Consider the following 18,114-nt stretch of genomic DNA (forward strand, 5'->3'; position numbering starts at 1 on the left):
TCCCCCGATGCCCGAGTTGCCCGAGGTCGAGACCACCCGCCGAAGCCTGCTCGGCGCCCTGCCCGGGGCCCGGATCGAGGCTGTCCGCCTGGGCCTGCCCCTGCGCTGGCCGCTGGGCTGCGCGGCACAGGAACTGGTCGGTCGCAGGCTGCTGGACGTGCGGCGGCGCGGCAAGTACCTCTGGCTGCCGCTGGCCGTCCCCCCCGGCGCGGTGGAGGACGGCTTGTTGATCCATCTCGGCATGTCCGGTTCACTGGCCTTCGGCGCGCTGCCGCCCTCCGGGCCCTGGGACCATGTCGAGATCGCCACCGACCGCGGCCTGCTGCGCCTGACCGACCCGCGCCGCTTCGGCTCGGTCTGCTGGTCGCCGGCGATCGACCGGGGCCTGGCCGGCGAGCGCCTGGCCGACCTGGGCATCGAGCCCTTCGACCCCGGCTTCGGCGGTGCGCTGCTGCGCGCGCGCTGGAAGGACAAGCGGGTCGCCGTCAAGCAGGCCCTGCTGGCCGGCGATGCGGTCGTCGGCGTGGGCAACATCTATGCAAGCGAGGCCCTGTTCGCCGCCGGCATCGACCCGCGCACGCCCGCCGGCCGCCTCGGCCCGCTGCGCTGCGAGCGCCTGGCCGGCGCGGTGCGGGCCGTGCTCGGCCGCGCGCTGGACCTGGGCGGCAGCACGCTACGCGATTTCAAGGACGCGCACGGCATGGACGGCGCTTTCCAGGACGAGGCCCAGGTCTACGGCCGCGAGGGCCAGCCCTGCACCCGCTGCGGCCCGGCCCGGCGCGTGCTGCGCATCGTGCAGGGCCAGCGGGCCACCTACTTCTGCCGCGGCTGCCAGCGGCCCTGAGCCGCGCGCCGCCCGGCCCGAGCCTGTCCATGTCCAAAGACCGCCCCGCCGTCGGCCGCCTGCGCGAAGCCGCCGCTCCCTTCGAGCCGACCGTCAGGGCGGACTGGCCGGCCACCGTCGTCGCCTGGCAGCGCCGCCACGGCCGCCATGCCCTGCCCTGGCAGGCCACGCGCGATCCCTACCGCGTCTGGCTGTCGGAAGTCATGCTGCAGCAGACCCAGGTCAAGACCGTGCTGGCCTACTACGGCCGTTTCCTGCAGCGTTTCCCGGACGTGCAGGCCCTGGCCGCCGCGCCGCTCGACGAGGTGCTGGCCGCCTGGGCCGGCCTGGGCTACTACCGCCGTGCGCGCCTGCTGCATGCTGGCGCGCAGGCCGTGGTCGCCGAGCATGGGGGCTGCTTTCCCGCCACCGCCGCGGGCCTGCAGGCCCTGCCGGGCATCGGCCGTTCGACGGCCGCGGCCATTGCCGCCTTCTGTTTCGGCGAGCGGGCCGCCATCCTGGATGGCAATGTCAAGCGCGTGCTGGCGCGCGCCTTCGGCCTGGGCGAGCCGCTGCAGGGGGCCGCGGCTGAACGCCGGCTCTGGGCCCGCGCGGAGGCCCTGCTGCCGGACGCCGCGGAGGACATGCCGGCCTACACCCAGGGCCTGATGGATCTGGGCGCCACCGTCTGCACGCCACGCTCGCCGGCCTGCGTTCTCTGCCCGCTGGCCGATCGCTGCGTGGCCCGTGCCGAGGGCCGGCCCGAGGCTTATCCCCTGCGCGGCCCACGCCTGCAGCGCGGTCGCCGCGAGCACCACTGGCTGTGGCTTGTTGCACCCGACGGCGCGGTCTGGATGCAGCAGCGCCCTGCCGCGGGGGTGTGGGCGGGGCTCTGGACCCTGCCGCTCATCGAGGGCGAAATGGGGCTTCAGCAGCAGATCGAGGCCCTGGCGGCAGGCCTGGGCCTCGATCTGCAGGTCGAGCTGCAACCCACGCTGCAGCATGCGCTGACCCATTTCGATTGGGTGCTGCATCCGCGCCGCCTGCTGCTGCCGGCCCGGCCGGCGGCCCTGCCAGAAGGCCTGCTGCCCGGCCGCTGGCAGCCGCCTTCGGCCTGGGCCGGCCTGGCCCTGCCGGCCCCCCTGAAGAAGCTGCTCGGTGCCTGAGCCCGGCCTCAGCCGGCCAGGCTGCGCAGTGCGCGGCGGATGCCGTCGGCCACGCTGCTGCCCGCGGGCAGGGCCTTCACGGCGGCCTGGGCTTCGCGCTCGCTGTAGCCCAGCGCGATCAGGGCCTGCAGGATGTCGGCCTGGGCCTCGGCCGAGCCGTCGCCGCTTGCGGCCGGGCTGCCTGCGGGCAGGTCCAGCGCCGGGGCGATCTTGCCCTTGAGCTCCAGCAGCAGGCGCTCCGCCGTCTTCTTGCCGATGCCCGGCACCTTGACCAGGCGGCTCGCATCCTGGCGGGCCACGGCCTGGGCCAGGTCCTCGACCGACAGGCCCGAGAGCAGCGCCAGCGCCATCTTCGGCCCGACGCCGCTGATTCGGATCAGCTGGCGGAAGCTGCTGCGCTCGGCTTCGCTGAGGAAGCCGAACAGCAGCTGCGCGTCCTCGCGGACGATGAAATGGGTGCGCAGCGTCACCGGCTCGCCCAGGCCGGGCAGCAGGTAGAAGCTGGACATGGGCACGTCGACCTCGTAGCCGACGCCCTGCACCTCGACGAGCACCTGCGGCGGCGTCTTGGCCAGCAGCAGGCCGCGGAGCTGGCCGATCATGAGGACACTCCCCCGGCAGGCGGCCGGCGGCGGACAGGGGCCGCGCGCATCAGCGGCGGAACAGGCCCAGGCGCTGCGCCTCCAGCGCGGCCTCGGCGCGCGAACTCACGTTGAGCTTGCGGTAGATCTGCTTCACGTAGTCGGCGATGGTGTGGCGCGACAGGCCCAGCTGCACGCCGATCTCGGGCAGCGTGAAGCCCTTGGCCACGCGCAGCAGCACCTCGGTCTCGCGCTCGGTCAAGGACACATTCGGCATCGGGTTGGCCGCCTGCGTGACCGCGCTCTGGGCCTGCTTGGTGAAGTACTGGATCACCCGCCGGGCAATCGACGGCGACAGGGGCGGCTCGCCCTGGGCGATGCGCTGCAGCTGTTCGGCGATCTGCTGGCGGGACTGCTCCTTCAGGATGTAGCCGAAGGCGCCGGCCTGCAGGGCGGGAAAGAGGTGCTCGTCGTCGTCGTGGATGGTGACGACCACCGAGCGCGCGTCGGGCTGCACGTCGCGCAGCACGCCGACCACGTCCGTGCCCGAGCCATCGGGCAGGCCCAGGTCGATCAGTGCCAGCTCGAACCGGTGCGTGCCGATGAGCATGCGCGCGTCATGCACGCGGGCGGCCTCGCTGATGACCGCGTCGGGGTAGACCTGGGCGACCAGCGCCTTCATCCAGGCACGGATCTCCGGCAGGTCTTCAAGCAGCAGGATGCGGTGCACGGTGTCCATGCGCCTGACTCTAGCAGCCGGGGCCGGCGCCGCGGCCGCCCCGTGCATCTCACAGGGGGATGGTGAGACGGATCGCGGTGCCGTAGCCCGGCCCGGTCTCGAACAGGCACTGCCCCTGCATCTGCTTGGCGCGGTTCTTCATGCTGCTGATGCCGTGGCCGCGGTCGAGGGGGCCATCCATCTCGGCCGGCATGCCGCGGCCGTTGTCATGGATGACGATGTGCAGGTCCGCATCCAGGCTGCAGCGCACCTTGCACAGCGAGGCACCGCTGTGCTTGATGATGTTGCTGACCGCCTCGCGCAGGATGCGGGTGGTCTGCACATAGGTCCGGGCCGACAGCGTACGCGGCAGCTCGGGCTCGTCGCCGACCCAGTCCATCTCGATGCCGGCCTCGCCGAGCCGGCCGACCGTCTCGGAGCGCCAGTCGGCCAGCGCATCGCCGAGCTGCACCGGCTTGCCGGCCAGGCCCCGCACCGAGAGCCGCATTTCCTCCAGGGCTTCGCGTGCGAGTGTGGAGATGCGCTCGTCGCCGCTGGTGTGGACGATGGTCAGCAGCTTGGCCCCCAGGTCGTCGTGCAGGTCGCCGGCGATGCGCTTGCGCTCGCGCTGGGCCATCTGCTCGGCGCGCTGGTCCGCCTCGATCGCATGCTGTCGCTCGGCATCAACGACCGCCTCACGGATACGTTGTTCAACGCTCCGGCGGGTCTCGTCCAGTGCGCGCACGACGGTCAAGAAGTTGGTGGTCCCGTGCATGACCAGGGCCAGCAGCAGCGGCGGCAACGCCAAGTGCACCGGTTGCACGGTGGGCACGCTCAAGACCCGGTCCTGGATGCCGACCTCGATCAGCAGCGCGGCGACCAGTGTCCCCAGGCCCAGGGCCAGGCCGAGGAAATCCCGTCCCTGCACCAGCCAGCTGGCCCGCAGGCAGATCACTGCCGCCCCGATCACCTCTGCGACCAGCAGCGCATATGCGGCGGCGGCCACCGCAAATCGATGCTGGGGTCCGGCAATCGCGAAGGCGATGGGGACCAGCAGTACCTGCAGCCACAGCAGGCCGTCGCGTCGAGACGGTCCGATGCCGGCGTGGCGCAGAAGAAACTGCACGCCGCAGACGCCCACCGGTACGTAGGCGCAGGTCCAGGCAGTTTCGGACCACAGCAGCGGCATTCCGGACTCGGTCCAGCCCGGTCGCGCGCTCACCACAGCCGCCCCAATCCCGACCAAGCCGAGGTACGTGGCTGCGGGCAGGCGCTGGGCCCAGCCCACACCGAAGAGGAAAACCCCCGTGAGCAATAACATCAGCGCGACGGACTGGCCCAGCGTGACGTTCCAGAACATCTGGCGATCCCGCAGCTCTGCCATCAGATTCTGCGGGCCGAGGTACATCTCCGACAGGCCCCCCGCGCGCTGACGCGCCGTTACCTCGCCCAGCGCGTAGCCAGCGACCGCGATGTCCAGCCGGTTGCCGCGCTCGCGTAGCAAGGCAGGCGGCAGGCTGACCAGCTGCGCGCGATAGCACAGCATCGTGTAGGGTTCTTGCAGGTCGCCTCCCTGATGAAGCAGCGTGCCGTTCAGCCAGATGGAGTAGGTCGAGCACACCCGAGGGATGTAAACAGCGGGTAGCTTCGGCAGGATGCCAGCCAGCGAGGGCAGGTCGATCCGGTACCACGCCGTGCCGCTGTGCCCGGGACGGCTGCCGGCCCATTCGTCAGGCAGCTCGACGGCCGCGTAACGAGCCTCGGCGGGGGGCGGCGAGTTACCCGGCCAGCGCACGCCCTCCCCGGGGCCATGGGGCACGGTCAGCGATTCGGCCGCCTTCAAGGAAATTAGGGGTTCGGATCGGAATGTCCCTGGCCGGCTCCCGCCCCCAGGGGCTGCGTGTGCAAGCTGTGCGAGGGTGAGTAACAGGACCATCGCCAGCCCTGCAAGTCCTCGGCGCGTCCCGCAGGCGGCATGCCGCAGCGGGCACCTGGGGCCGGAAGGAAGACGCACGGACATCACCACATTGTGCCCACCGCCCGTACTGCCGGACGCCGACAATTGGCTTCCGTTTCCGTTCATACCCCCCCGTGATCCTGCGCCACGCCTTCATCCCCCCGGACAACACCCGGCTGGCCCACCTCTGCGGCCCGCTCGACGAGCATCTGCGCCGCATCGAGTCCGCGCTGGGCGTGCGGATCAGCCGGCGCAACGAGAGCTTCCGCGTCGAAGGCCCGCGTGCGGCGGCCGAATCGGCGGTGGCCCTGCTGCAGAGCTTCTACCCGCGCGCGGCCCGCCCGATTCCCCCGGAGGCGCTGCAGCTGGCCCTGGTCTCGGCCCAGCGCGGCGAGGCCGCGCCCGACCCGGCCGAGGATCCGGACGCCCTGGTGCTGCGCACCCGCCGCAGCGATCTGGCCGGCCGCACGCCCAACCAGATCCTCTACTTGCGCAACATCCTGGCGCACGACCTCAGCTTCGGCATCGGCCCGGCTGGCACCGGCAAGACCTTCCTGGCGGTGGCCTGCGCGGTCGATGCGCTGGAGCGCAACCAGGTCCAGCGCATCGTGCTGACCCGCCCGGCCGTCGAGGCCGGCGAGCGCCTGGGCTTCCTGCCGGGCGATCTCGCGCAGAAGGTCGATCCCTACCTGCGGCCGCTCTACGACGCGCTCTACGACCTGATGGGCTTCGAGCGGGTGAGCAAGGCCTTCGAGAAGGGCACGATCGAGATCGCCCCGCTGGCCTTCATGCGCGGCCGCACGCTCAACCATGCCTTCGTCATCCTCGACGAGGCGCAGAACACCACGCCCGAGCAGATGAAGATGTTCCTGACCCGGCTGGGCTTCGGCAGCAAGGCCGTGGTCACCGGCGACGTCAGCCAGATCGACCTGCCCAAGGGCACCGAGAGCGGCCTGATCGAGGCCGAGCGCGTGCTGCGTCGCGTGCGCGGCCTGGCCTTCACCCGCTTCGGCTCGGCCGATGTCGTGCGCCACCCCCTGGTCGCGCGCATCGTCGAGGCCTATGAATCCGAGGGCCGGCTCGGCCCTGCCGTCTGAGCATTGCCCCCCATGCCCCGTCCGCCTGCCCGCCCGCCGCTGCAGCTCTCGCTGCAGTTCGCCGATGCCCGTCACCGCGCGCTGCTGCCGCGCCACCTGGTGCAGCGCTGCCTGCGCGCGGCGTTGGAGGCGCCCGCCGCGCTGACGGTGCGCATCGTGGATGCCGAGGAGGGCCAGGCCCTGAACCGCGACTACCGCGGCAAGGACTACGCGACCAACGTCCTGACCTTCGCCTATGGCGAGGACGAGGTGGATCCGGACGGCCCGGCCCTGAGCGCCGACCTGATCCTCTGTGCGCCGGTCGTCGAAGCCGAGGCCGCCGCCGCCGGCCGGCCACTGCTTGCGCACTACGCGCACCTGCTCGTCCATGGCGCCCTGCATGCCCAGGGCTGGGACCACGAAGTCGAGGCCGAGGCCGAGGCCATGGAGGCGCGAGAGACCGCCATCCTGGCGGCCCTGGGCTGGCCCGACCCCTACGCCGCCGCCCGCTGAGCCAGCCGGCCTGCCGCGCGTGCAAGCTGACACGAAGCCGGCCGGCCCGCCGCGGGGACATTCGGGATTTCACCCAGGCCGGCGCCGAGGCCCCTAGAATCCGCGTCGTCCGAGGAGCGTTGCAACCGTCCCCCCGCCATCCAGGCGAGCGGCGGCCAGGCTCGGATCCTTCTTCAAGGCAACGGCGCTCACCCGCAGACCCCTGCCTGGTGAGTGTCGGTCCCGCATGCTGCGGGTCGGGCCCCGAGGGCAGCTGTCGCGGTGAATTCCACCGGAGCTCCCCATGAACGCACCCGTCAACACCGCCATCCTCCAGAAGGATTTCCACGTCGCCGACCTGTCGCTGGCCGACTGGGGCCGCAAGGAAATCAAGATCGCCGAGACCGAGATGCCCGGTCTGATGGCCATCCGCGAAGAGTTCGCGAAGAGCCAGCCGCTCAAGGGCGCGCGCATCACCGGCTCGCTGCACATGACCATCCAGACGGCCGTGCTGGTCGAGACCCTGCAGGCCCTGGGTGCCCAGGTTCGCTGGGCCTCGTGCAACATCTTCTCGACCCAGGACCACGCCGCCGCCGCGCTGGTCGCCGCCGGTACCCCGGTCTTCGCCTACAAGGGCGAGACCCTGGCCGACTACTGGGACTACACCCATCGCATCTTCGATTTCGGCGCCGCCGGCACCGAGGGCGAAGGCCCGAACATGATCCTCGACGACGGGGGCGACGCGACCCTGCTGATGCACCTGGGCAAGAAGGCCGAGAAGGACCTGTCGGTGCTGGCCAACCCGGGCAGCGAGGAAGAGATCTGCCTGTTCACCGCGATCAAGGCCAAGCTGGCCCAGGATCCGACCTGGTACTCGCGCAAGAGCGCCCAGATCCTCGGCGTGACCGAAGAGACCACCACCGGCGTGCTGCGCCTGAACGAAATGTCGGCGAAGGGTTCGCTGATGTTCCGCGCGATCAACGTCAACGACAGCGTCACCAAGAGCAAGTTCGACAACCTCTACGGCTGCCGCGAATCGCTGGTCGACTCGATCAAGCGCGCGACCGACGTGATGATCGCCGGCAAGGTCGCCGTGGTGGCCGGCTACGGCGACGTGGGCAAGGGCTCGGCCCAGGCCCTGCGTGCGCTGTCGGCCCAGGTCTGGGTGACCGAGATCGACCCGATCAACGCCCTGCAGGCCGCGATGGAAGGCTACAAGGTCGTCACGATGGAGTACGCCGCCGACAAGGCCGACATCTTCGTGACCGCCACCGGCAACAAGAGCGTGCTGCGCTACGAGCACATGGCCGTCATGAAGGACGAGGCCATCGTCTGCAACATCGGCCACTTCGACAACGAGATCGACGTGGCTTCGCTCGAAGGCCTGGTCTGGGACGAGATCAAGCCGCAGGTCGACCACATCACCTTCCCGGACGGCAAGAAGATCACCCTGCTGGCCAAGGGCCGCCTGGTCAACCTGGGCTGCGCCACCGGCCACCCGAGCTTCGTGATGTCGTCGAGCTTCGCGAACCAGACGATCGCCCAGATCGAGCTGTTCACCAAGCCCGAGGCCTACGAGGTGGGCAAGGTCTATGTGCTGCCCAAGCACCTCGACGAGAAGGTCGCCCGCCTGCACCTGAAGAAGGTCGGTGCCCAGCTGACCGAGCTGACCGACGAGCAGGCCGCCTACATCGGCGTGAAGAAGGAAGGCCCGTACAAGGCCAACACCTACCGGTATTGAGCTCCCCCCCTACGGCCTTCGGCCGCCCCCTCGAGGGGGCGACGCGGGTGGACCGGCGGAGCCGGATCCACCGCGTCTGCTGGGGGCTTGCTGGGGTAAGCGTGCTTTGTTGCCGGCTCCGAGGCGTCCGCTGGAATCGTGCCGGAGTCTGAGTCGTCCTTCATGCGTCATGCCGCGAATTGATCAGTTGCTCGTGCAGCGCGGGCTGGCCCCGAGCCGCTCGGCTGCGCAGCGGCTGATCGAGCATGGCGCGGTGCGCTGGCGGCTGGCGCCCGACCTGTCCTGGCAGCTCCCGCGCAAGGCCGGCGAGGCGCTGGCGGAGGACTGCGAGCTGCAGGTCACCGACGATGCCGAGACCCGCTGGGTCTCGCGCGGCGGGCTGAAGCTCGAGGCGGCGCTGGCCCACACCGGGCTGGATCCGGCCGGGCTGCAGGCCCTGGATGCCGGCCAGAGCACCGGGGGCTTCAGCGAGGTGCTGCTGACGCGCGGCGCGGCGCGGGTGGTCGGTTTCGACGTCGGCCATGGCCAGCTGCATCCGCGGCTGGCCGGGCACCCGCGTCTGCTCGCGCTCGAAGGCCTGCATGTGCGGCAGCTGGTCGGATCGGCCCTGGCGGATGCGGCGCCGGCCGGCGGCTTCGACCTGCTGGTCGGCGACCTGTCCTTCATCCCGATGAGCCGCTCGCTGGTCGACCTTGCGCCCTGGCTGCGTCCGGGCGGCCAGGCCCTGCTGCTCATCAAGCCGCAGTTCGAGCTGGGGCCGGAGCATGTCGGCCGCGGCGGCCTGGTCAAGGACGCCAGCCGCTACCCGCTGCTGGAGCAGGCCGTGCGCGAGGCCTGCCAGGCCCTGGCCTGGACCGTGCGTGACTACTTTCCCAGCGCCCTGGCCGGGGGCGATGGCAATCAGGAATTTTTCGTCTGGGCGGTGGCCTCGCCGCCCGAGGAGTCCCCTTCATGAGTTCCCCCCCTTCCGAAGGCCGCAGCCTGCCGCTGCCGGTCAGTTTCGAGTTCTTCCCGCCCAACACCGAGGCCGGCGCCGAGAAGCTCAAGACCGTGGTGCGCGAGCTGGCCCCTGTCTCGCCCGAGTTCTTCAGCGTCACCTACGGCGCCGGCGGCTCGACCCGCGAGCGCACGCTCTCGACCGTGGCCGACATCGCCGCGCTCGGCTACGAGGCCGCGCCGCACCTGTCGTGCATCGGCTCGACCCGCGAGAACATCGCCGAGATCCTGGCGACCTACCGCAAGCAGGGCATCCGGCGCATCGTGGCGCTGCGCGGCGACCTGCCCAGCGGCACGGGCACGGCCGGCGAGTTCCGCTACGCGAGCGAGCTGATCGAGTTCATCCGCGAGAGCGAGGGCCCCGAGCTGAAGATCGAGGTGGCCGCCTACCCCGAGTACCACCCGCAGCAGCGCTACGCGCGCCGCGACATCGACTACTTCGCGCAGAAGGTGAAGGCCGGTGCGACCGCGGCCATCACGCAGTTCTTCTACAACGCCGACGCCTACTTCCATTTCGTCGAGGAAGCGCGCGCCCGTGGCGTGGACGTGCCGATCGTCCCCGGCATCATGCCCTTCCACAACTACGCGCGGATCGCGCAGTTCGCGCAGCGCGACGGCATCGAGATCCCGCGCTGGGTGCAGCTGAAGATGGAGGGCTACATGGACGACGTGGCCTCCATCCGCAGCTTCGGCCTGGAGGTGGTGACCCGGCTGTGCGAGCGCCTGCTCTCGCACGGGGTGCCGGCCCTTCACTTCTACACGCTGAACCAGTCGGCCCTGTCGCTGGAGATCTGCAAGCGCCTGATGCGCTGAGGCCCTGCCGTGCGCGCCGGGCAGCCGGCGTGCACGGCCCTTGATCTGCGACAAACCCGCCGCATGCCGCGCTTGATGCGGCGCAAGGCCCGCCGCGGGCCCGGGCTCTCCAATGGATCCATCCCAGCGATGGTTTCCAAGGAGAGTTCACCATGACCCGCACCCCCGCCCAGGCCCTGGCCCCCCTGCTGCTCGCCGCCTGTGCCGGCCTGGCCGCCCTGCCTGCCGCAGCCGCCCCGGCCGACACCGGCGACTGGATCGTCCGGGGCCGCGCCACCCGGCTCGACCCGCGCAACCACGACACCACCGGCCTTGACCTGTCGATCAACGCGCGCTGGCTGCCCGAGCTGGACGTCACCCGCTTCCTCACGCCCAACTGGGCGGTCGAACTGGTGCTGACCACGCCGCAGAAGCAGCATCTGCGCTCGGCCGGCAGCGACATCGGCAGCCTGCGCCACCTGCCGCCGGTGCTGAGCCTGCAGTACCACGTGAGCGGCCTGGACGGCTGGCGGCCCTATGTCAGTGCCGGTCTCAACTTCACCCGCTTCTCCAGCGTCGAGCTGCCGGCCGGCGTGAAGATCGACCGCAGCAGTGTCGGCCCGGCCCTGGGCGCGGGCGTGGACCTGCCGCTCGGCGGGGGCTGGCTGCTGAACCTGGACGTGAAGAAGGTCTGGCTCGACACCGAGGTCTCGGCCGGCGGTGCCCGCCTCGGCACGCTGAATGTGGACCCGACGCTGTGGAGCGTCGGTCTCGGCTACCGCTTCTGAACGCGGGCCTTCAGTCGCCGTCGATCCGCAGCCCGGCCAGGGCCGGGTCGGTCGGCGGTGCCTGCAGCTTCAGCGCGCGCAGGGCCTCGACCACCCGCTCGGCCACCATGAGGTTGCGGTTGCTCTTGCTGTCGGCCGGGATCAGCTGCCAGGGCGCCTGGGCGGTGGACGTGGCGGCCAGCGCGGTTTCGTAGGCGGCTTGGTAGGCATCCCACTTCGCGCGGGTGGCCAGGTCGCTGGCCTGGAATTTCCAGCGCTTGTCGGGGTCGTCTAGCCGCGCCTGCAGGCGCCTGGCCTGCTCGGCCTTGGACAGGTGCAGGAAGCACTTGAGCAGCGTCGTGCCGCTTTCCACCAGCAGGCGCTCGAAGGCCTTGATCTGCGCCAGGCGGCGGTCGCGCTCGGCCGCGTCGATGCCGCCTTCCACCACCGGCACCAGCACGTCCTCGTAGTGGCTGCGGTTGAAGATCACCAGCTCGCCGGCGCGCGGCACCTGGGCGTGCACGCGCCAGAGGAAGTCGCGGGCGCGCTCTTCCTCCGTCGGGGCCTTGAAGGCCGCCACCCGCACGCCCAGCGGGCTGCAGCGGCCGAAGACGGCCCGTGCCGTGCCGTCCTTGCCGCTGGTGTCCATGCCCTGCAGCACCAGCAGCAGGCGCGGCGCACGCGCGGCCTGCGGGCCCGGCGCCTGGCCCTGGGCCCACATCAGGGTCTGGAGGCGGTCGATTTCCAGTGCCAGGGCCTCGAGCCGGGCCTGGTCGGCCTCGCGGCTGCTGCTGCGTGCGGGCCGGGCGCCGGGGTCGTGGTCGGCCAGGCGCAGCGGGCCGCGCACCGTCCAGGCGGCGTCGGCCTTCACGCGCCGTCCCGCTGCCAGATCACGCCTTCCTCGGTCAGCAGGGTGTCGAGGGGAATGTCGTGCGGCTCGGCCTCCAGCCAGGGGATGTGGCCGTGCGCATAGCCGATGCCGACGGTGTAGGGCCGCGGGCTCAGCGCGGCGAGGGTGCGGTCGTAGAAGCCGCCGCCATAGCCCAGGCGCAGGCCGCCAGGGCCGTAGCCCACGCAGGGCACGATCAGCAGCGTCGGCGTGACCAGGTCGGTCCCCTGCGGCTTCGGGATGTCGTAGGCGTCGTGCTCCATCGGGCAGCCCGGGTACCACTGCAGGAAGCGCAGTTGCTTGGTCTCGCGGTTCATCACCGGCAGGCCGATGCGGCGCGGCGGCCCGTCGCCGGTGCCATGGCCGCTGCCCTCCGTCCAGCGGTGCAGGGCGGGCAGGGGGTCGAACTCGCCCTTGATCGGCCAGTAGGCGCCGATGGTGTGGTCCGGGCGGGTGGCCAGCCAGATCCGCAGCACGCTCTGCAGCTGCACCGCGCGCTCCAGGCGGTCGGGCAGGGCCTGGCGCTCGGCCTGCAGCAGGCGGCGCAGCTGCTTCTTGTCGCGCGGCAGGGACAGCGGGTCGAAGGGCAGGGGCGGCATCGGCATCCTCGGCAAGGTCGGGGCGGCTGCACCGGGGGTGCGTCCGTGAAATCGGCATTGTCCACAGGGCCGCGACCGGCCGGCCGGCCCACCCCCCGCCCACCTGTCGCCGGAGGGCCTCGGGTACAGTGATCCGCACTGGGGGGCGCCTGCCGTGCCGCCCTGTCGCGATCCGGTGTTCCGCATGCTCCCGAACGTCCTTCTTTCCTGGCCGCTGGCCCTTGGCCGGCTGGGGTCGGTCGGCCTGTCCGGTCTGCTGCTGACCCTCAGCCTGGGGGCGGCCGGGGCCCCCCTCAGCCCCCCCGCCGCGCCGCCGGCGGCGACGCGCGTGGCCCCTGTGCCGCAGGATGTCGCCAACCTCGTCACCGAGGCCCGCGAGGCCGCCCGCCGCCGGGATCGGGCCCGTCTGCTTGCGCTGCGCGGCAGCGCGGCGGCCACCGGCCATCCGCTGGCCATCTGGCCCGACTACTGGGAACTCGCCAACCGTCTCGACAGCGCCAGCCAGGCCGACCTGGATGCCTTCTACGCGCGCTGGCCCGGCAGCTACCTCGAAGACCGCTTGCGCAACGACTGGCTGCTGGAACTGGGCCGTCGCCGCGCCTGGCCGGCCCTGCTGGCCGAATACCCGCGCTTCGTGCTCGACGACGACCGCCGCGTGCACTGCCACGTGGCCCTGGCCCGGCTGCAGACCGGCGCGCCTGCATCCGGCGACCCCCTGCGCACCTGGTGGGCGCAGAAAGACGCCGACGAGGCCTGCCACGCCCTGGCCCGCGGCCTGCGCGAGGCCGGCCAGCTGCCCGACAGCGCGATCTGGCACAAGCTGCGCCTGAGCACCGAGGCCAACCGTCGCGCGGCCGCCGTGCAGGCGGCCGGTCTGCTGGACGCCGAGGCCGCGCTGGAGGCCCTCTTCGACAACCCGGCCCGCTACCTGGCCCGCCACGCCGGCCCGGTCGGTCCGCGCGGGCAGGAGCTCGCCGCCCTGGCGCTCATCCGCCTCGGTGCCCGCGACGTCGACGAGGCCGTGCGCGCCATGCACGCCCGCTGGACCGAGGACCTGCCGCCGGCCACCGCCGGCTGGGTCTGGGCCAGCCTCGGCAAGCAGGCTGCGCTGAAGCTTTCGCCCGAGGCGCCCGACCACTACCAGCGCGCCCAGCGCCTGGGGGTGGGCCCGCACGGCACCGCCGACGACACCTATGCCTGGCAGGCGCGCGCGGCGCTGCGCGCCAACGGCGGCAAGGGCCGCTGGCAGCAGGTGCTGCAGGCCATCCAGGCCCTGCCGGCCGAGGACCAGAACGATCCGACCTGGGTCTACTGGAAGGCCCGCGGCCTGCAGGCCATCGCGCCCGACAGCCAGGATGGCGCCATGCTCGACGCCGAGGCCCGCCGCCTCTACGCCAGCATCGCCAGCCCGCTGAACTACCACGGCAAGCTCGCGCTGGAGGCCCTCGGCCGGCCGACCGTGCTGCCGCCCGCGCCGCAGCCGCTGACCCCCGCCGAGCGCCAGGCCGCCGCGGCCCGCCCCGGCCTGCAGCGTGCGCTGGGCCTGATCGAGATCGGCCTGCGCAGCGAAGGCGTGCGCGAGTGGAACTACAGCATCCGCGGCCTGGACGACCGCGAGCTGCTCGCGGCCGCCCAGCTGGCCTGCGATCGCGAGATCTGGGACCGTTGCATCAACACCAGCGAGCGCACGCGGGTCGAGGTCGACATGCAGCAGCGCTTCCCCATGCCCTTCCGCGGGGAGGTCGTGGCCCGGGCGCGCGAGCAGGGCCTGGACCCGGCCTATGTCTACGGCCTGATCCGGCAGGAATCGCGCTTCATCCTGGACGCGCGCTCCAGCGTCGGCGCCTCGGGCCTGATGCAGATCATGCCGGCCACCGCCAAGTGGACCGCCCGCAAGCTGGGCCTGAACCTCGATCCGCAGGCCCTCACCGACCGCAGCCTCAACCTGCGCCTGGGCACCGGCTACCTGAAGCTGGTGCTCGACAGCTTCGAGGGCTCGCACCCCATGGCGGCTGCCGGCTACAACGCCGGCCCGAGCCGGCCGCGCAAGTGGCGCGAGGGCCCGCCCCTCGATGCCGCCGTCTGGACAGAGAACATCCCCTTCAGCGAGACCCGCGACTACGTGAAGAAGGTGCTGTCCAACACCACCGCCTATGCCGCGCTGCTCAGCGGCCAGCCGCAGTCGCTGCGCAGCCGCCTGGGCCTGACCATCGGCCCGCGCGTGTCGGCCGAGAAGCCCGGCGAGGCCGAGCTGCCCTGAGTCGCTGTGCACCCCTCCGCCCTGCCCGCGCAGACCGCCCCGCGGCCTGTCCCCGCCCCATCCCTGACCTGGAAGCTGCCATGCCCAAGCTGCTGATCCTCGGGGGCACCGGCTTCGTCGGTACCGCCCTCTGCGAAGCCCTGCTGCGCCGCCACGGCCCGGCGACCGTGCTGCGCGTGCCCAGCCGCCGGCCCGAGCGCGCGAAGGGCCGCATCGGCACCCTGCCCTCGGTCGAGCTGCTCGCGGCCGATGTCCACGACGAGGCCCAGCTCGTCCGGCTGATGCAGGGCTGCGAGGCGGTCATCCACCTCGTCGCCATCCTGCACGGCCGCCCGGCGGACTTCCAGCGCGTGCATGTCGAACTGCCGGCCAAGGTCGGGCGGGCGGCGCGGGCGGCCGGCGTGGGCCGGCTCCTGCATGTCAGCGCCCTGGGCGTGGCGGCCGATGCGCCCTCGCACTACCTGCGCAGCAAGGCGGCCGGCGAGGCCGCGCTGCGCGAGGCCGGCGCCCCCGGGCTGACCGTCCTGCGGCCCTCGGTCATCTTCGGGGCGGGCGACCGCTTCCTGAACACCTTCGCCGCCCTCCAGACCGTGGCGCCGCTGCTGCCGCTGGCCGGCGCCGACGCGCAGTTCCAGCCGGTCTGGGTGCAGGACGTGGCCGAGGCGCTCGTGCGTTGCCTGGACGACGCCAGCACCGCCGGCGAGACGATCGAGGCCGCCGGCCCGCGCGTCTGGACCCTGGCCGAGCTGGTGCGACTGGCCGGCCGCCTGGCCGGCGTGCCGCGCCCGGTGCTGCCCATGCCCGACCCGGTCGGTCGCCTGCAGGCCGCCGTCATGGGCCTGCTGCCCGGCGAACCGCTGATGAGCGCCGACAACCTCGATTCCATGAAGGCGCCCAACATCGCCAGCGGCCGGCTGCCGGGCCTGGCGCGCCTGGGCCTCGCGCCGACCGCGCTGGAGGCGGTGGCGCCGGGCTACCTCGGCGGCGGCGCCTCGGCCAGCCGGCTCGACGCCTGGCGCTCCCTGGCGCGTCGCTGAGCGGCCGCGTGGCGATGCAGCGCTACGAGGTCGGCGGCGCGGTCCGCGACGCCCTGCTCGGCCGGCCGGTACACGACCGCGACTGGGTGGTGGTGGGCGCCACGCCCGAGCAGCTCCTGGCGGCCGGCTACACCCCGGTCGGCCGCGACTTCCCGGTCTTCCTCGATCCGCAGACGCGCGAGGAAGTGGCCCTGGCCCGCACCGAGCGCAAGACCGCGCCCGGCTACCACGGCTTCCTCGTGCATGCCGCGCCGGACGTGACGCTGGACGAGGACCTGCTGCGCCGCGACCTGACCATCAACGCCATGGCCCGCGCGGCCGACGGCACCCTGATCGACCCCCACGGCGGCCAGCGCGACCTGGCGGCCAAGGTGCTGCGCCATGTCTCGCCGGCCTTTGCGGAAGACCCGGTGCGCATCCTGCGCCTGGCCCGCTTCGCGGCCCGCTTCGACGATTTCAGCGTCGCCCCCGAGACCCTGGCGCTGATGCAGGCCATGGTCGCCGCGGGCGAGGTCGATGCCCTGGTGCCCGAGCGCGTCTGGCAGGAACTGGCCCGCGGCCTGATGGAAGCCCGGCCCTCGCGCATGTTCACCGTGCTGCGCGAGGCCGGTGCCCTGGCCCGCCTGCTGCCCGAGCTGGACCGGCTCTGGGGCGTGCCGCAGCGGGCCGAGCACCACCCCGAGGTCGACACCGGCGTGCACGTGATGATGGTGATCGACCATGCCGCCGGCCTGGGCGTGCCGCTGACCGTGCGCTGGGCGGCCCTGGGCCACGACCTGGGCAAGGGCACGACGCCGCCCGACATTCTGCCGCGCCACCTGGGCCACGAAGGCCGCAGCGTCGAGCTGCTGCGCGCCGTGCACGCCCGCCTGCGCGTGCCCCGGGACTGTGCCGAGCTGGCCGAGCGCGTGGCCCGCGAGCACGGCAACGTCCACGCCAGCGGCGGCTTCGGCGCCGCGGCCCTGCTGCGCCTGCTGGAGCGCTGCGACGCCTTCCGCAAGCCCGCGGCCTTCGCCGAACTCCTGCAGGCCTGCACCTGCGATGCACGTGGCCGCCTCGGCCGGGCCGAGGCGCCCTATCCGCAGGCCGAACGCCTGGCCGCGGCGCTGGCCGCGGCCCAGGCGGTCGACACCGCCGCGGTGGCCGCGGATGCCGCGGCCCGCGGGGCCCGCGGGCCGGCCGTCGGCGCGGCCATCGCGGCCGCGCGCGAAGCGGCCGTGGCCCAGGCGCTGGCGGCCTGAGCCCGGCCGCGCCGGATCACTTCGCGGCCGCGTCGGCCACGCACTTCTTCACGAAGCTGCTGCGCGCGGCGCCCGCCAGCTTCTTGCCCTCGGCCTGCGCCTGGCAGGCGGCTTCGGGGGCCGGCGCCGGGGCGGCGCCGGCCTCGGCCTCGCACTTCTTGAGGAAGCTGGTCTTGGCGGCGCCGGCCAGCTTCTTCTCGGCCGCCTGGGCGGCACAGGCGCTGGGGCCGGCTTCGCGTTCGCACTTCTTGAGGAAGCTGGTCTTGGCGGCACCGGCCAGCTTCTTCTCGCTGGCCTGGTCGGCGCAGCTCGGGGCGGCCTGGGCCCCCCCGCTGAACAGGGCGGCGGCCAGCAGGCCGGCCAGGGCGGGGCGGGAGAGGGCGATCCGGGTCATCGGGGGCCTTTCGGGCAGAGGGGGATGAAACCCGACTCTAGCCGCCGCGCATGGCGTGAAGGCGGCTCGCCTCAGTCCCGGTCGCGGGCTCGCGTGAGCCGCCGCCAGGCCAGCAGGGCCACCCCGCCCAGCAGGGTCAGGGCCGTGGTGCTGGGCTCGGGCACGGGCGTGCCCAGGCCGGCGGGCGCAGGGGCCGGGCGTGCCGGAGCGGGCGTGCCGCGTGCGGCCACGGCCAGCCCCTGCCCGGCGGGCAGGTCCAGGTGGGCGCCGGGGCGAGACCCACCCCCCGGCTTCGGGGGGCTGGAGGCCGAAGCGGTCCAGGGACCGCCTGGACGCGGCGCGGGCAGCTCGGACTCCGGCGGCATCGTGGTCGCGCTTGCCCCCTGGGCCGCCCCGGCCAGCAAGGCGGCGGCCAGCAAGCGGGGGCCCGGGGGCTTGGGAGAGGGTTTCATGGTCAGGCGGCGGTCGTGGAGGGCGACGCGCGGGGCTGCGGGCCCGAGGCCCCGCCCCTCGCATGCCCGGGATATCGGCCGTCGCGCGCCGCAGATCAGCCGCTGGGCGTGATCGTCTTCACGCGCCGCCGAC

Annotated in this window: 18 protein-coding genes and 1 riboswitch; of the genes, 11 read left to right on the forward strand and 7 right to left on the reverse strand. The window is 72.8% G+C overall.

The genetic code is table 11. From position 1 onward, the window contains the following. Positions 1-7 precede the first annotated feature (7 nt). Positions 8-844, forward strand: a complete 837-nt coding sequence (gene mutM, locus H4F90_RS08205; protein WP_182663397.1) for a bifunctional DNA-formamidopyrimidine glycosylase/DNA-(apurinic or apyrimidinic site) lyase — start codon at positions 8-10, stop codon at positions 842-844. A gap of 29 nt (positions 845-873) precedes the next feature. Further along, positions 874-1,989 carry an A/G-specific adenine glycosylase gene (gene mutY, locus H4F90_RS08210; protein ID WP_182663399.1) on the forward strand — a complete coding sequence of 372 codons (1,116 nt, stop codon included), beginning with the start codon at positions 874-876 and terminating at the stop codon, positions 1,987-1,989. A gap of 8 nt (positions 1,990-1,997) precedes the next feature. Here mutY and ruvA read toward each other — a convergent pair whose 3' ends face one another. From ruvA to H4F90_RS08225, 3 genes are read right to left on the reverse strand one after another with little or no spacing between them, the layout of a single operon-like run. After that, entirely contained in the window at positions 1,998-2,591 is a 594-nt protein-coding gene (ruvA, locus tag H4F90_RS08215; RefSeq protein ID WP_182663401.1) for a Holliday junction branch migration protein RuvA, read from the reverse strand. A gap of 49 nt (positions 2,592-2,640) precedes the next feature. Further along, a complete protein-coding gene (locus tag H4F90_RS08220; protein ID WP_182663856.1) occupies positions 2,641-3,300 on the reverse strand; it encodes a response regulator in 660 nt (219 codons plus the stop codon). Between the two features lie 58 nt (positions 3,301-3,358). Next, positions 3,359-5,131 (reverse strand): sensor histidine kinase, encoded by a 1,773-nt coding sequence (locus H4F90_RS08225; protein ID WP_182663404.1) that lies wholly within the window; start codon positions 5,129-5,131, stop codon positions 3,359-3,361. Positions 5,132-5,379: 248 nt separating this feature from the next. Between H4F90_RS08225 and H4F90_RS08230 the strand changes: the two genes are divergently transcribed. The 6 genes from H4F90_RS08230 (at position 5,380) to H4F90_RS08255 (ending at position 11,130) form a co-directional block, all read left to right on the forward strand. Then, the gene (locus tag H4F90_RS08230; protein WP_182663406.1) at positions 5,380-6,342 is read left to right on the forward strand and encodes a PhoH family protein; all 963 of its coding nucleotides are present in this window, start codon (positions 5,380-5,382) and stop codon (positions 6,340-6,342) included. Between the two features lie 12 nt (positions 6,343-6,354). Further along, on the forward strand, positions 6,355-6,834 hold the full coding sequence (gene ybeY / locus H4F90_RS08235) for an rRNA maturation RNase YbeY (RefSeq protein ID WP_182663408.1): 480 nt from the start codon (positions 6,355-6,357) through the stop codon (positions 6,832-6,834). A 105-nt stretch (positions 6,835-6,939) separates the two neighbouring features. Beyond that, positions 6,940-7,031, forward strand: a riboswitch (S-adenosyl-L-homocysteine riboswitch). Positions 7,032-7,117: 86 nt separating this feature from the next. After that, on the forward strand, positions 7,118-8,554 hold the full coding sequence (ahcY, locus tag H4F90_RS08240) for an adenosylhomocysteinase (protein ID WP_182663410.1): 1,437 nt from the start codon (positions 7,118-7,120) through the stop codon (positions 8,552-8,554). A 169-nt stretch (positions 8,555-8,723) separates the two neighbouring features. Beyond that, positions 8,724-9,509, forward strand: a complete 786-nt coding sequence (locus H4F90_RS08245) for a TlyA family RNA methyltransferase (RefSeq protein ID WP_182663412.1) — start codon at positions 8,724-8,726, stop codon at positions 9,507-9,509. Beyond that, positions 9,506-10,363, forward strand: coding sequence for a methylenetetrahydrofolate reductase [NAD(P)H] (gene metF / locus H4F90_RS08250; RefSeq protein ID WP_182663414.1), 858 nt, complete (start codon positions 9,506-9,508; stop codon positions 10,361-10,363). The genes H4F90_RS08245 and metF overlap by 4 nt, the downstream gene beginning before the upstream one ends. Before the next feature lie 152 nt (positions 10,364-10,515). Next, complete coding sequence (locus H4F90_RS08255) at positions 10,516-11,130, forward strand: OmpW/AlkL family protein (protein WP_182663416.1); 615 nt, start codon at positions 10,516-10,518, stop codon at positions 11,128-11,130. A 10-nt stretch (positions 11,131-11,140) separates the two neighbouring features. Here H4F90_RS08255 and H4F90_RS08260 read toward each other — a convergent pair whose 3' ends face one another. Continuing rightward, the gene (locus H4F90_RS08260) at positions 11,141-11,980 is read right to left on the reverse strand and encodes a PPK2 family polyphosphate kinase (RefSeq protein WP_328700864.1); all 840 of its coding nucleotides are present in this window, start codon (positions 11,978-11,980) and stop codon (positions 11,141-11,143) included. Further along, positions 11,977-12,597 (reverse strand): 5-formyltetrahydrofolate cyclo-ligase, encoded by a 621-nt coding sequence (locus tag H4F90_RS08265; protein WP_407926175.1) that lies wholly within the window; start codon positions 12,595-12,597, stop codon positions 11,977-11,979. The genes H4F90_RS08260 and H4F90_RS08265 overlap by 4 nt, the downstream gene beginning before the upstream one ends. 184 nt (positions 12,598-12,781) lie before the next feature. On the opposite strand from H4F90_RS08265, the gene H4F90_RS08270 reads away from it, so the two are divergent. From H4F90_RS08270 to H4F90_RS08280, 3 genes are all read left to right on the forward strand, one after another. After that, entirely contained in the window at positions 12,782-14,857 is a 2,076-nt protein-coding gene (locus H4F90_RS08270; RefSeq protein WP_182663420.1) for a lytic transglycosylase domain-containing protein, read from the forward strand. A gap of 80 nt (positions 14,858-14,937) precedes the next feature. Next, the gene (locus H4F90_RS08275; RefSeq protein WP_182663422.1) at positions 14,938-15,894 is read left to right on the forward strand and encodes a complex I NDUFA9 subunit family protein; all 957 of its coding nucleotides are present in this window, start codon (positions 14,938-14,940) and stop codon (positions 15,892-15,894) included. 14 nt (positions 15,895-15,908) lie between these two features. Then, a complete protein-coding gene (locus tag H4F90_RS08280) occupies positions 15,909-17,135 on the forward strand; it encodes a multifunctional CCA addition/repair protein (protein WP_182663860.1) in 1,227 nt (408 codons plus the stop codon). A gap of 16 nt (positions 17,136-17,151) precedes the next feature. On the opposite strand, the gene H4F90_RS08285 is transcribed toward H4F90_RS08280, so the two are convergent. Both H4F90_RS08285 and H4F90_RS08290 read right to left on the reverse strand, forming a co-directional pair. Next, entirely contained in the window at positions 17,152-17,529 is a 378-nt protein-coding gene (locus H4F90_RS08285) for a hypothetical protein (protein ID WP_182663424.1), read from the reverse strand. Between the two features lie 71 nt (positions 17,530-17,600). Next, positions 17,601-17,981: a PEP-CTERM sorting domain-containing protein gene (locus H4F90_RS08290; protein WP_182663426.1), complete on the reverse strand. Its 381-nt coding sequence runs from the start codon at positions 17,979-17,981 to the stop codon at positions 17,601-17,603. Positions 17,982-18,114 lie beyond the last annotated feature (133 nt).

Source organism: Aquariibacter albus (assembly GCF_014145335.1).
In the GTDB taxonomy this organism is placed as follows: domain Bacteria; phylum Pseudomonadota; class Gammaproteobacteria; order Burkholderiales; family Burkholderiaceae_C; genus Aquariibacter; species Aquariibacter albus.

Excerpts from the sequence above, each read along its gene's own strand:
- ahcY (WP_182663410.1), top strand. The coding sequence starts at position 7,118 with ATGAACGCACCCGTCAACACCGCCATCCTCCAGAAGGATTTCCACGTC.
- metF (WP_182663414.1), top strand. The coding sequence starts at position 9,506 with ATGAGTTCCCCCCCTTCCGAAGGCCGCAGCCTGCCGCTGCCGGTCAGT.
- H4F90_RS08285 (WP_182663424.1), bottom strand. The coding sequence starts at position 17,529 with ATGACCCGGATCGCCCTCTCCCGCCCCGCCCTGGCCGGCCTGCTGGCC.
- H4F90_RS08270 (WP_182663420.1), top strand. The coding sequence starts at position 12,782 with ATGCTCCCGAACGTCCTTCTTTCCTGGCCGCTGGCCCTTGGCCGGCTG.
- ybeY (WP_182663408.1), top strand. The coding sequence starts at position 6,355 with ATGCCCCGTCCGCCTGCCCGCCCGCCGCTGCAGCTCTCGCTGCAGTTC.
- mutM (WP_182663397.1), top strand. The coding sequence starts at position 8 with ATGCCCGAGTTGCCCGAGGTCGAGACCACCCGCCGAAGCCTGCTCGGC.
- H4F90_RS08275 (WP_182663422.1), top strand. The coding sequence starts at position 14,938 with ATGCCCAAGCTGCTGATCCTCGGGGGCACCGGCTTCGTCGGTACCGCC.
- H4F90_RS08290 (WP_182663426.1), bottom strand. The coding sequence starts at position 17,981 with ATGAAACCCTCTCCCAAGCCCCCGGGCCCCCGCTTGCTGGCCGCCGCC.
- H4F90_RS08255 (WP_182663416.1), top strand. The coding sequence starts at position 10,516 with ATGACCCGCACCCCCGCCCAGGCCCTGGCCCCCCTGCTGCTCGCCGCC.
- H4F90_RS08245 (WP_182663412.1), top strand. The coding sequence starts at position 8,724 with ATGCCGCGAATTGATCAGTTGCTCGTGCAGCGCGGGCTGGCCCCGAGC.
- H4F90_RS08265 (WP_407926175.1), bottom strand. The coding sequence starts at position 12,597 with ATGCCGCCCCTGCCCTTCGACCCGCTGTCCCTGCCGCGCGACAAGAAG.
- mutY (WP_182663399.1), top strand. The coding sequence starts at position 874 with ATGTCCAAAGACCGCCCCGCCGTCGGCCGCCTGCGCGAAGCCGCCGCT.
- ruvA (WP_182663401.1), bottom strand. The coding sequence starts at position 2,591 with ATGATCGGCCAGCTCCGCGGCCTGCTGCTGGCCAAGACGCCGCCGCAG.
- H4F90_RS08280 (WP_182663860.1), top strand. The coding sequence starts at position 15,909 with ATGCAGCGCTACGAGGTCGGCGGCGCGGTCCGCGACGCCCTGCTCGGC.